This is a genomic window from Parapedobacter sp. SGR-10, assembly GCF_011030405.1.
Lineage (GTDB): Bacteria > Bacteroidota > Bacteroidia > Sphingobacteriales > Sphingobacteriaceae > Sphingobacterium.
Genome location: NZ_JAAJTJ010000001.1, coordinates 104,842 through 116,659, shown reverse-complemented (window position 1 = coordinate 116,659; position 11,818 = coordinate 104,842). Strand labels below are relative to the sequence as shown.

The following is an 11,818-nucleotide window of genomic DNA, read 5'->3' as shown; positions in this document are numbered from 1 at the left end:
GATATGAGATTCTTTAAATATATCGCGCTTGCCTGTATGAGTCTAGGGCTTGGCGCTTGCGAGAGTTTTTTGGATGTGGGTGTGCCCAAGGATGAGGTTGCCGCAGATTTGGCCTTTTCAGATGACAAAGCCGCCACGGCATCGGTGACAGGTGTGTTCTCACGTATGAACCAGTTGAATTACCAATTTGCCAATGTCCTGTCGATGATCCTGCCGGCCATGGAGGCAGATGAGTTTGCATATGCAGCTCAATATGCTATTTATGACGAATTTAAAAATAATGCGGTATTGCCGTCCAACCAGTACGTGAGTACACTTTGGTCACAACCTTATCAATACATTGCACAGGCCAATATGTGTATAGAGGGGTTAGAGGCTTCTACGGCTTTGTCACCGGAGGTCAAAAGCCAACTGATCGGAGAAGCCAAATTCTTAAGGGCTTTCTGCTACTTCTATTTGGTCAACAATTTTGGGGATGTCCCGTTGATATTGGGTACCAATGTGGCGGAAAACAATGTCAAGGGCCGCTCGTCCGAAGCTGAGGTGTACGATGCGATCATCGACGACCTGAAGGACGCCAAGAGTAAGCTCTTTGACGCGTACCCAAGCGGAGAAAAGGTAAATGTAGGAGGTGAACGTATTCGTCCAAATAAAGGAGCAGCGACGGCACTCTTGGCCCGTGCCTATCTCTATACAAAGAAGTGGGATCTGGCGGAGATCGAAGCGACCGAAGTCATCAACAATCCACTGTACAAGCTGATGCCTACGGCAGATATGAACGATGTCTTTTTGAGAAACAGCGATGAGGCTATCTGGCAGATTCAGGCCGTCAATACAGCGGGAGGACGCAATACATGGGAAGGCTTCCTGATCATACCCGCCAATCTGGAGACGGGTACGGTTCTTTTCCGTTTGATTCCCGGTTATCTTTACGATGCTTTTGAGCCTGGAGACGAACGCCATGAGAATTGGGTAGGTAAGATCACGACAACGACAGGTACTACGCATAAATATCCGTATAAATACAAGGCTCGCTTTGCGGTCACACCCATAGCGGAATATACTATGGTGCTGCGGCTAGGTGAGCAGTACCTGATTCGTGCCGAGGCACGATACAACCAGGAAAAGTACAGTGATGCAGAGGATGATCTCAACGAGATACGCCAACGCGCGGGACTGACACCACTATCCTTGGGCAATGATGACAATGCCGTACGGGAGGCGGTCGAACAGGAACGTCGCGTAGAGCTGTTTGCAGAATGGGGACACCGTTGGTACGATCTGCGACGTTGGCCAAGTACCACCGGATCGGCTGGGAAAACCCGGGCGGATGATATCCTTCCGGCACTCAAGCCGACCTGGCAGTCCAGTGCCATCTACTTGCCACTACCGGAGAGTGCAGTATTGTCTAACCCGAATTTATAGGCTTGCGAGACTTCCGGAGTTTTCAAAAACTCCGGAAGTCTTCTTATAAAAGATTTGATTATGATGCAGAGAAAATTTTTGCTGTTGTTTTTATGGCTTTTGGCCGCTGTAGGCACAACCTATGCCGCCAAAGGGAAAACCACCGTCACGGGAAAGCTTACTAATTTCAAAGGTGGTGTGGTGTCGCTGAGCTATCAGGAGTATACCTTATTGAGCGGCTTGCAAAAACAAGAAGTGGAGGTGGGAGCAGACGGAGAATTTCGTTTTGACATCGAAATTTCAGGGCCTGCCAGGGCCTTTTTGATATTGGGAGATACGCCTATGCCTGTTGAGGAGAAGTTTACCCTAACCAAGGGAGATGGCCGGGATACAACGATCACGACCACGACCAGACGTAGCGATATGATCTATCTCTACCTCAAGCCAAAGGCTAAGCAACATGTCGAGGCAACTATCGGAGATATCTCCAAAACACTGCACATCACCGGAAAAAACAGTGCCGACAGCTACTATCTGAATGAGGAGGATTGGCGCTTCAACCGATATGAGGATAAGCACCTGAAAAATTACTTTGGCTATGTAAACTATGATGCCGTACAATACCAGGCCTATGTGGAGGAGAGAAGGGTGGAGAGAGCGCAGTTCCTGGCACAGTTTGCCAGAGAACATAAAATGGACAAGCACTTGAAGCATGTCAGCGAATGGGCTATATATACGGATGCGGTCATGGCGAGGCTACTATACCCGTCGATGCGTAGCAGCTACCGCAAGGAAAGCTTCACGGCAGGACAGGACTACTACGGCTTTCTGTCGGATGTAAAAGTGGACAAAGCCAAAGAAGAGAAGGGTATAGGCTATTTTTATTTTCTGGATTATTTCCTGAAAGAATCGTATCGGATATCCGGTTCGCAGGAAGATTATTTTGATTTTGTGGCAGAAAAACTTTCCGGTAGGCCCTTGTACGAATATTATGCCTTTGCTTTACGGACCAATTTCAAGAGAAAACTATATGAGAAATTTGGTGCTTCGTCCCCATATCGTGATATAGCCAAAAAGGTAAAGGAAAAATACAAGGCTATGGAAGGAATGCTCGAAGGCAATCCGGCTCCTTTGGTCGCCTTGCAGGATACTGCTGGCAACACCTTCACCTTTGACAATTGGAAAGGCAAGTATATCTATATTGATTTTTGGGCCACCTGGTGCGGACCCTGTATACAGGAGATCCCATCGCTGAAAAAACTGGAACATGACTATGCAGACAAAAAAATCGTCTTTGTCAGTATATCGATGGATAGGGAAAGGGATCGGCAAAAGTGGATAGATTTTGTGCGCAAAGAGAAACTGGAAGGTATACAGGTCTGGCTGGATGCCGCCAATAACAAACAGATCTCGCAGGCCTTCAACATTCTGCAGATACCGCGCTTTGTCCTGTTGGACGACAAAGGCCAAATCGTCGACGCTAATGCGCCCAGACCTTCGGATGACCGTATACGGACGATCCTGGATAAGTTGTTGTAATTGTAAAGGAGGTGTCCCTAAAGTGCGAATGTTACCCTTTTTGTCATCCTGAACGAAGTGAAGGATCTGAAACTATACAGATTTACAAGTGTTTAGATACTTCGGTAAGCCTCAGTATGACAAAATAAACAGTTTAACAATCCTTTTTAGACACCTTCTTTACAACCCATAATAAATAATAAATCCAACATTCCCTGTAAATTTGTATTTTTCCTCTATAAAGTATTTTTCAATGGCTGAGGAGAGAACGATAAAAATGCTTTTATATATGCGTGATTATAATTGCATGCAACAGCATTTTTATCTAAGTTTGTAGTTTGACAATAAAAGACAAGAATAAAACATGTTTTCAAATCTTCAGGACAAGCTGGATAGAGCCTTTAAGGTATTAAAAGGACAAGGAAATATTACCGAAATCAACGTCGCAGAGACGATGAAAGAAATTCGCAAGGCCCTGTTGGATGCCGACGTGAATTATAAAACGGCCAAAACCTTTACGGACGAGGTCAAGCAAAAAGCGTTGGGCCAGAATGTATTGACCAGTATATCTCCCGGTCAGTTGCTGACCAAGATCATGAACGATGAACTGACGGCATTGATGGGAGGAGAGGTAAACGAATTGGACTTGTCCAAAAATCCAACGGTGATCTTGATCGCGGGGCTCAACGGTGCGGGTAAAACAACCTTTACGGGCAAGCTGGCCAATTTCTTAAAAGATAAGAAAGGCAAGAAACCCTTGTTGGTGGCGGGCGATGTGTACCGTCCTGCGGCGATCGATCAGTTGCAGATCTTGGGCGAGCAGGTCGGTGTCCCGGTCTATGTGGACAGGGAGTCTACCGATCCGATTGCTATTGCCAGAGCAGGTGTAGAAGAAGGAAAACGTAACGGCAACAATGTCGTCATCATTGATACCGCCGGACGCTTGGCAATCGATGAAGCATTGATGACCGAGATATCGGCTGTAAAAGAAGCAACACAGCCCCATGAAATCCTATTTGTCGTCGACTCAATGACAGGTCAGGATGCGGTCAATACGGCGAAGGCCTTTAACGATAGACTGGACTTTACCGGAGTCGTACTGACCAAATTGGATGGTGATACCCGTGGTGGTGCGGCGCTATCGATCAAGTCGGTGGTCAACAAGCCGATCAAATTTATCGGTACGGGCGAGAAAATGGATGCCCTCGATGTATTTCATCCCGACCGTATGGCTTCCCGTATCCTCGGCATGGGTGACGTGGTCTCCTTGGTCGAGCGTGCGCAGCAGCAGTTTGACGAGAAGCAGGCCGCTGAACTGCAACGGAAGATTCGTAAGAACAAATTTGATTTCAACGACTTCAGATCCCAGATCCAACAGATCAAAAAGATGGGTAATATGAAAGACTTGGTCGGCATGATCCCCGGAGCCGGCAAGGCCTTGAAGGATGTGGAGATCGAGGACGATGCCTTCAAGCCCATCGAGGCCATCATCGATTCGATGACACCTTTCGAACGTGAAAACCCCGATGCCATCGACCAAAAGAGAAGGATGCGTATCGCCAAAGGCTCGGGTACGGATATCAACGAGGTCAACAAGCTACTGAAACAATTTATGGACATGCGCAAGGTCATGAAGCAGATGTCCAATCCTGCGATGGCGGCCAAGATGATGCGCAATATGCCCAAAATGCCGGGCAAACCTTTTTAGAATATTTTTGTAGAGACGCAATGCGTTGCGTCTCTACGGATTAAAAAAATAATTCTTAATTTTGTAACATGGACGACCATCCCGCGCAGTTATCAGCTTATGGACACATTCTCTTGATCGGAGTAATAGGAGTCCTATTGGTATGCGTGACCATGTTACTGGCGAAAGTGCTGTCTCCTAAAAAACCTAACCCTATCAAATTAAGTACATACGAATGTGGTGAAGAGCCTACAGGATCATCCTGGACACAGTTCAACCCTCGTTTTTATGTCATCGCCCTTATTTTCCTGTTGTTTGACGTAGAGCTGATCTTTGTATTCCCGTGGGCGACGGTATTTGGCAATAAGGAATTTATCGCGGCGGATGCACGTTGGGGATGGTTTACGCTGATTGAAATGGCCATCTTCATCGTTATTCTGGTATTGGGATTGGTCTATGTCTGGAAAAAGGGATACCTGAACTGGGTGAAGACGACACATGTCGTTCCGACGACGGATGTAGCGATCCCGGCTTCGGTGTACGAACAGTTGAACAACAAAACCTATCCCATAAGGGATTATAAGCGTATAGCAGAGGAAGAGGAATCGCAGCCTGTATCGCAGGCCGATCCTGCCCCGAAACCAAAATTAGGGTTCCGGCCTAAATTCAAAAGTCCAAACGCATGAGTATCGAGCAGCAGTTGAAATCGGATGGTGTGGTCATAGCCAAGATCGATGACCTGTTGAACTGGGCGAGGCTATCGTCGATGTGGCCCGTCAGTTTCGGTATAGCCTGCTGTGCCATCGAGATGATGGGAGCCATGGCGGCGACATACGATCTGGATAGGCTTGGGGTTTTTCCACGCCCGTCGCCGAGGCAGTCCGATGTCATGATCGTGGCGGGTACGGTGACCTTCAAGATGGCGGACAGGATACGGACACTGTACGAACAGATGCCCGAGCCGAGGTACGTGATCTCGATGGGTTCCTGTTCCAATTGCGGAGGGCCATACTGGCAGCATGGTTATCATGTCGTCAAAGGTGTGGACAAGATCATTCCGGTCGATGTGTATGTACAGGGCTGTCCACCGAGACCTGAAGCACTGATCGGCGCTTTTTTGGAATTACAAAAAATAATAGAAAAAGAACATATCCTCCATCAAAAGTATTTTGAGGAAGAGGAGGTATAAAAATCAGAGTAGTTTTTAATACCTTGTGATAAGTAAAACCACATAGAGACATAGAAAAATATTTATAAATAGACCAAGGAGTTATGCAAAGGAAATGTATTTCTCACATAGTAGACTATGCTGATCTATTGTAAAGCTCAAAGAGCCTTAAATATAAAACTGGAGATAGAAAAAACTATGTTCCTATGTGGTTAAAAAGATAAAGAAAGGTCAATAATAATTATGGCAAAAGATTTTTATGGTGAGTTGCAATTAGGTATTCTTGGCGGCGGTCAATTGGGACGTATGCTGATCCAGGAAGCGATTAATTACAATGTCAATATCCATATCCTGGATCCGGACAAAAATGCACCCTGTCGTAAGCTGTGCAACCACTTCGAATGTGGTTCATTGGGCGACTACGATACCGTGTACAATTTTGGCAAGGGACTGGACATGATCACCATCGAAATTGAAAAAGTCAATGTCGATGCCTTGGAAAGATTGGAAGACGAAGGCGTGCTGGTATACCCACAGTCCAGGGTGATCCGTCTCATCCAGGACAAAGGCTTGCAGAAGCAGTTCTTTAAGCAAAACGATATCCCTACTGCGGCATTCCAGCTGATGTCGAATAAGGAGGCACTGGCCAATACCTCGCTCCGACTGCCCTATGTGCAAAAATTGCGTAGGGACGGATACGATGGCAAGGGGGTGAAAATGATCCGTACTTCGGAAGACCTAGCGACAGCCTTTGAAGAACCTAGCCTGGTCGAAGAGATCGTGGATTTTGAAAAAGAGATTGCCGTGATCGTGGCGCGCAACGATCGGGGAGAAGTCAAGACCTTTCCGATGGTCGAAATGGAATTCAATGCACAGGCCAATCTGGTGGAATTCTTGATCTCACCCTCGACCTATAGCTTTGAGATCCAGCAGCAGGCGGAAGAATTGGCTAAAAAAATTGCCAATGACTTGCAGATCGTCGGATTATTGGCTGTCGAGATGTTCTTGACCAAGGAGGGAGAGATACTGGTCAATGAGTTGGCTCCACGTCCGCACAATTCGGGACACCATACGATCGAAGGCAATTATACGTCCCAGTTCGGACAGCACCTGCGGGCTATCTTCAATCTGCCATTGGGCAATACCGAGGCCCGGGCCAATGCCGTCATGATCAACCTATTGGGTGAGGATGGATACGAAGGCCTGGCCAAATACGAAGGTGTAGAAGAGGTGTTGGGATTGGATGGGGTATATGTACACCTTTACGGCAAGAAATATACGAAGCCTTTCCGCAAGATGGGGCATGTGTGCGTCGTGCACCATGATCGGGAAACGGCTATTGCCAATGCCCGCAAAGTACAGGAAATATTGAAGGTGATAGCGTAAATCCTCAGTTGCTGTCGCAAGTTTAGTTCCGATTTATCGGGATAACTTGTGGCAGGTTATAAGCTAAGTTTTCAACTTAGCAGATACATATTGAACATAGCAAGTTATAAACTTGCTTTTTTATGCTTCCAAGTTGCACGTTCTGCCTTACGGACAGCCCGCTAAACTTGAAAGAGGAAGAGCATTCATAAGAAAAACAAAGATGAATACAGAAAATAAAATTCAGGTCGGCATCATCATGGGAAGCAAATCAGACCTTCCGGTCATGCAGGATGCCGTGGAAGTATTGAAAGAGTTGGGTGTGGGCTTTGAAGTGACCATCGTGTCGGCCCACCGCACACCACAACGAATGTTTGACTATGCCGAACAAGCAGCCTCCAGAGGTCTGAAAGTCATTATCGCCGGGGCCGGGGGGGCGGCGCATTTGCCCGGTATGGTGGCATCCATTACCCACTTGCCCGTGATCGGAGTGCCCGTCAAGTCTTCCAATTCGATCGATGGTTGGGATTCGGTACTGTCTATCTTGCAGATGCCCAATGGTATCCCTGTGGCGACCGTAGCCTTGAATGCCGCAAAGAACGCCGGTATACTGGCGGCACAGATCATCGGTACTACCGACGAAACCATAGCCAACAATATTCTCCGCTTTAAGGAAGGTCTTCGTGAGAAGGTAGAGGAAACGGCGGCAGAAGTGGAAAGAATGCGGTTTTAGTTTGTATGAGAAAGCTAATTTTATAGGTGTCGGTATATTCGATTTTCTTGATCATGAAATGGTATGCACTAGCGACCTAGTATCTCACGATGGGATGTAAAATGGTGTAAACGACCTTCAGTAACATCGGCTTCCGCACGTTCTACGAGTGCTTGTTCCTTCTTTGTGATTTCTTTTACAGACTCCTGTGCGTCATAGGTGATATCCATAGCTTCTAAGATAGTCTTAATAGCGGCCCATTTTTTTTTATTGTCGATATGTAAGGTAACCTGTGTCATAAAAAGAGATTTAAAACAAAAATACCGATAAGATACGTGTTTTCAAAATGTTGTATCTCTACAGGCGCAAGCGTCTAACCGACACTGGCGCACGCGTGCCGCGTGTGCTTGAATGGTCACAAGTTACCCTTTGGTAAACTTGCGACAGGTAGGATGCTTGAATGGCCGTGTACCAATAAAATTAAAACTCATCCCCTTATCTTCACCTGGATATCTGCGGTAGACAATTCGGCGGCATCCAACCTCGAAGCATGATAAGGCAATTGCTCAAGCGTGGGCACATCATTGCGGAAGTATTGGATAAAATATTCCCCTTGATAGCTATGCTCTTCCAGATATTGAACCATCTGTCCGATATCTTCTCTGGAATAGAGTGCCTCATGCCAGGTGGTCCTTATCTCAAAAGGAATGGCTGAATGCTGCAGCAAAGCTAAAGTCTTGGCAAAGGTGTGGAAGGTCTTGGATACCGTGATAGCTTCATGTTGTTTTCCGATACCCTTGAAATCCAAGGCTATGTAATCTATAAGCTTTTCAGATAGCATTTTTTCCAACATCTTGGGCCTTGTTCCGTTGGTATCGACCTTGACCAGATAACCCATTGCCTTGGCCTCTCGGGCCAACGAGACCAGTGAGGGGTGCAGGGTGCATTCCCCGCCGCTGAATACAACTCCTTGCAGGAGGTTTTGGCGGGATCGGAGAAACTGTGTCGCCTCCCCAATAGAAAGCTTTCCTTTGCCCAGCACAATGTCTGGATTATAGCAGTACACGCAACGCATATTACAGCCCGCAAACCAGAGGATGCAGGCTGTATGGTTTGGATAGTCCAGCATGGTGAACGGTGTAATGCTATAAATAGGCTTAGGCATACTTTTCTTTAAAGTGTGTGCGTTGGCGATGCTCGCCCTTTTTGCCGATGTTAAAGCTTTCGACCGGTCTGTGATAGCCCATTACACGTGTGTAAACCAGGCATTTGCTGCGTTGTTGCTGATTTTGCTGCAAGATCAGCATACGTTCTGTGGTGTTTGTAATCATCATGTATTTATATTTGAGTGTTTATTTTTGACTTAATACATAACAAAAAAGTTTTTTGTCATTGTGTATGTCCTCTTGTTGTTTGTTCTACAACTTTGTTCTCGAATTGCCTTTGTAGAACGTTGTCCCCCTCTTTGAGGGGGTAGGGGGAGGATGTTACTCAAGTGGCTTATTTTCAGAATTTTGAAAATTTTCCCTCTCCCAATCCAGCCCTTTGCCTTCCACGCCCCTCTCCAGAGAGGGATAGCATTTAACAAAGCCCGTGCAAACACATCGTGTAATGTAGCATGCGTTCTATCTGTATGACGTGTTCTTCTTGTATCATGTATTTATATTTGAGTGGTTTGAGACAATGATATCGTCGCATTGTGGGCAGTATTCGTGCTCGCCATTGAGGTAGCCATGCACGGGGCAGATGCTGAATACAGGTGTGACGGTAATATACGGTAGTTTAAAGTTGGAGAGGACGGTACGTACGAATTCCCGGCAGGCATCGGGCGTACTGATACGCTCGCTCATGTAGAGGTGCAGAACAGTGCCTCCGGTGTACTTACATTGCAGTTGATCCTGTAGCAACAGTGCCTCGAAGGGATCGTCCGTATGGTCCACGGGTATCTGCGAACTGTTGGTATAATAGATATTTTCATCCTCACCGGCTTGCAGGATGTCCGAAAACCGTTTTTTGTCTTCTTTGGCAAAACGATAGGTCGTCCCCTCGGCAGGTGTAGCCTCGAGGTTGTAGAGATTGCCCGTTTCTTCTTGGAATTCACGGAGCCGCGTACGGATATGATCGAGCATATCGGAAGCGAAGGTTTTGCCCCATTCGGTGATCATGTTCTCCTGATCATCGGTAAAATTACGTATCATTTCGTTCATGCCATTGACACCGATGGTCGAGAAGTGATTGCGGAAATGGGGCAGGTAGCGTTTGGTATAGGGGAATAGCCCATTGTCGTACATCTGCTGTATGAATCTTCGTTTTTTTTCCAAGGTAGACTTGGCCAGCAACAGCAACTGATCCAAACGCTCGATCAGCTGCTGCTCCCGACCTTTGTAGAGGTAGCCCAGTCGGGCCATATTGATCGTTACTACGCCGATGCTTCCGGTCATTTCGGCACTGCCGAATAGGCCGTTGCCTCGTTTGAGCAGCTCGCGTAGGTCCAACTGCAACCGGCAGCACATGCTACGTACAGCATTGGGTTTGTAGGCGTCGGGGTTTTCGACCTTTTGGCCATTTTCATCCAGAATGTATTGGCTACCGATAAAGTTTTGGAAATAGGAAGAGCCTATCTTGGCCGTATTCTCGAACAGGAGTTGTGCATTTTCGCTTTGCCAATCAAAATCCTCGGTGATATTGACCGTTGGGATGGGAAAGGTAAACGGTTGCCCATTGGCATCGCCTTCCGTCATGACGGTATAATAGGCTTTGTTGATCATGTCCATTTCGTGTTGGAAATGGCGATAGCAGAGGTCTTCGAGCTGTTGTACACCCCGTTGTTGTGCTTCGAGGAGCAGTTCGGCGTCTTGTAGATTTTTGAATAGGTGCTGTCCTCCTCGTGTGGGCATCTGTTCTTGCAGATCCTGTGGCACGTTCCAGTCCAGGGTGATGTTGGTAAAAGGTGATTGTCCCCACCGGGCCGGTACATTGAGGTTGTAGACAAAACTGCGTACGGCCTTGAGCACTGCTGTGTAGTCCAGTTTGTCCTTGAATACATAAGGTGCGAGGTACGTATCAAAAGAGCTGAACGCTTGTGCACCTGCCCATTCACTTTGAAGGATCCCTAAAAAGTTGGCCATCTGTCCCAAAGCCTCCCTAAAGTGTGATGGAGGGCGGCTTTCCACACGTCCACGGACCCCGTTGAATCCTTCGTCCAGCAGTACCCTGAGGCTCCATCCGGCACAATATCCCGTGAGGCAGTCCAAGTCGTGGATATGGAGGTCTCCATTGCGGTGTGCATAGCCTTCTTCCTTGCTGTACACCTTGTCCAGCCAATAGTTGGCAATGATCTTTCCGGCGGTATTGTTGATCAATCCGGCATTGGAATAGGAGGTGTTGGCATTGGCATTGATGCGCCAGTCGATCTGGTGTATATATTCTTCGACGGTCTGGCTGCTGTCCACATAGGTGGTGTCATCGTTAAAACCGTCGATGTGTTCACGTTGCAACTTGCGGGTGTGCCGATATAGCATGAAGGATCTCATGACTTCGAAATAACCCAGTTCATACAGGTGGCGTTCGATGGCGTTTTGGATTTCTTCCACGCTCCAAGTATCTTGGTTTCTCAGGTCTCGCAAAACTTTCTCGTACACACGGTCATCGATGGGGTAAGCCACACTTTTGAAACCTTTGTCGATGGCGTCCTGGATTTTGTAGGGCAGCAGCGGTTCGTAGTTTCCATTTCTCTTGATTACGTATTTTTCCATGGTTTTGTCGTATTAAGGGGTGATTTGTTGTTTGCTAACAGGCTCTAACAAATATAAACGTGAACCCTTCTTTATTTTATGACCGCAAGCACAAAAGGAAATAATTTTTTAGACTATAGGGTTCTTGCTCCTTATTAACGATCGGACAATCTTAAAATATTATATTTTTGGGATGACAACATGAATTAGGTATTTCTAAAAAAAGTGAC

At 46.8% G+C, this 11,818-nt stretch carries 11 protein-coding genes; 7 read left to right on the top strand and 4 right to left on the bottom strand.

The window, feature by feature from the left end:
- Window positions 1-3 precede the first annotated feature (3 nt).
- The 7 genes from G5B00_RS00550 (at window position 4) to purE (ending at window position 7,875) form a co-directional block, all read left to right on the top strand.
- Window positions 4-1,425: a RagB/SusD family nutrient uptake outer membrane protein gene (locus G5B00_RS00550; protein ID WP_163871295.1), complete on the top strand. Its 1,422-nt coding sequence runs from the start codon at window positions 4-6 to the stop codon at window positions 1,423-1,425.
- 60 nt (window positions 1,426-1,485) lie between these two features.
- Window positions 1,486-2,943 carry a TlpA family protein disulfide reductase gene (locus tag G5B00_RS00545; RefSeq protein ID WP_240894337.1) on the top strand — a complete coding sequence of 486 codons (1,458 nt, stop codon included), beginning with the start codon at window positions 1,486-1,488 and terminating at the stop codon, window positions 2,941-2,943.
- Window positions 2,944-3,286: 343 nt separating this feature from the next.
- The gene (ffh, locus tag G5B00_RS00540) at window positions 3,287-4,630 is read left to right on the top strand and encodes a signal recognition particle protein (protein WP_163871294.1); all 1,344 of its coding nucleotides are present in this window, start codon (window positions 3,287-3,289) and stop codon (window positions 4,628-4,630) included.
- 68 nt (window positions 4,631-4,698) lie between these two features.
- Window positions 4,699-5,295, top strand: coding sequence for an NADH-quinone oxidoreductase subunit A (locus G5B00_RS00535; protein WP_163871293.1), 597 nt, complete (start codon window positions 4,699-4,701; stop codon window positions 5,293-5,295).
- Window positions 5,292-5,798, top strand: coding sequence for an NADH-quinone oxidoreductase subunit B (locus tag G5B00_RS00530; RefSeq protein ID WP_163871292.1), 507 nt, complete (start codon window positions 5,292-5,294; stop codon window positions 5,796-5,798). Before G5B00_RS00535 ends, G5B00_RS00530 begins: the two co-directional genes overlap by 4 nt.
- 222 nt (window positions 5,799-6,020) lie before the next feature.
- Window positions 6,021-7,163, top strand: a complete 1,143-nt coding sequence (locus G5B00_RS00525) for a 5-(carboxyamino)imidazole ribonucleotide synthase (RefSeq protein ID WP_163871291.1) — start codon at window positions 6,021-6,023, stop codon at window positions 7,161-7,163.
- A gap of 202 nt (window positions 7,164-7,365) precedes the next feature.
- Entirely contained in the window at window positions 7,366-7,875 is a 510-nt protein-coding gene (purE, locus tag G5B00_RS00520; protein ID WP_163871290.1) for a 5-(carboxyamino)imidazole ribonucleotide mutase, read from the top strand.
- A 68-nt stretch (window positions 7,876-7,943) separates the two neighbouring features.
- Here purE and G5B00_RS00515 read toward each other — a convergent pair whose 3' ends face one another.
- The 4 genes from G5B00_RS00515 to G5B00_RS00500 all read right to left on the bottom strand — a co-directional run bounded on the left by G5B00_RS00515 (window position 7,944) and on the right by G5B00_RS00500 (window position 11,609).
- Window positions 7,944-8,153 carry a hypothetical protein gene (locus G5B00_RS00515; RefSeq protein ID WP_163871289.1) on the bottom strand — a complete coding sequence of 70 codons (210 nt, stop codon included), beginning with the start codon at window positions 8,151-8,153 and terminating at the stop codon, window positions 7,944-7,946.
- 188 nt (window positions 8,154-8,341) lie between these two features.
- Entirely contained in the window at window positions 8,342-9,019 is a 678-nt protein-coding gene (locus tag G5B00_RS00510; protein ID WP_163871288.1) for an anaerobic ribonucleoside-triphosphate reductase activating protein, read from the bottom strand.
- On the bottom strand, window positions 9,012-9,188 hold the full coding sequence (gene nrdD, locus G5B00_RS00505; protein ID WP_163871287.1) for an anaerobic ribonucleoside-triphosphate reductase: 177 nt from the start codon (window positions 9,186-9,188) through the stop codon (window positions 9,012-9,014). Before nrdD ends, G5B00_RS00510 begins: the two co-directional genes overlap by 8 nt.
- Window positions 9,189-9,506: 318 nt before the next feature.
- Complete coding sequence (locus tag G5B00_RS00500; RefSeq protein WP_163871286.1) at window positions 9,507-11,609, bottom strand: ribonucleoside triphosphate reductase; 2,103 nt, start codon at window positions 11,607-11,609, stop codon at window positions 9,507-9,509.
- Between the last annotated feature and the right edge of the window lie 209 nt (window positions 11,610-11,818).

Bases quoted from the DNA above. Each gene is read 5' to 3' on its own strand.
- G5B00_RS00550 (WP_163871295.1), top strand. From the start codon at position 4: ATGAGATTCTTTAAATATATCGCGCTTGCCTGTATGAGTCTAGGGCTT.
- G5B00_RS00545 (WP_240894337.1), top strand. From the start codon at position 1,486: ATGATGCAGAGAAAATTTTTGCTGTTGTTTTTATGGCTTTTGGCCGCT.
- ffh (WP_163871294.1), top strand. From the start codon at position 3,287: ATGTTTTCAAATCTTCAGGACAAGCTGGATAGAGCCTTTAAGGTATTA.
- G5B00_RS00535 (WP_163871293.1), top strand. From the start codon at position 4,699: ATGGACGACCATCCCGCGCAGTTATCAGCTTATGGACACATTCTCTTG.
- G5B00_RS00530 (WP_163871292.1), top strand. From the start codon at position 5,292: ATGAGTATCGAGCAGCAGTTGAAATCGGATGGTGTGGTCATAGCCAAG.
- G5B00_RS00525 (WP_163871291.1), top strand. From the start codon at position 6,021: ATGGCAAAAGATTTTTATGGTGAGTTGCAATTAGGTATTCTTGGCGGC.
- purE (WP_163871290.1), top strand. From the start codon at position 7,366: ATGAATACAGAAAATAAAATTCAGGTCGGCATCATCATGGGAAGCAAA.
- G5B00_RS00515 (WP_163871289.1), bottom strand. From the start codon at position 8,153: ATGACACAGGTTACCTTACATATCGACAATAAAAAAAAATGGGCCGCT.
- G5B00_RS00510 (WP_163871288.1), bottom strand. From the start codon at position 9,019: ATGCCTAAGCCTATTTATAGCATTACACCGTTCACCATGCTGGACTAT.
- nrdD (WP_163871287.1), bottom strand. From the start codon at position 9,188: ATGATGATTACAAACACCACAGAACGTATGCTGATCTTGCAGCAAAAT.
- G5B00_RS00500 (WP_163871286.1), bottom strand. From the start codon at position 11,609: ATGGAAAAATACGTAATCAAGAGAAATGGAAACTACGAACCGCTGCTG.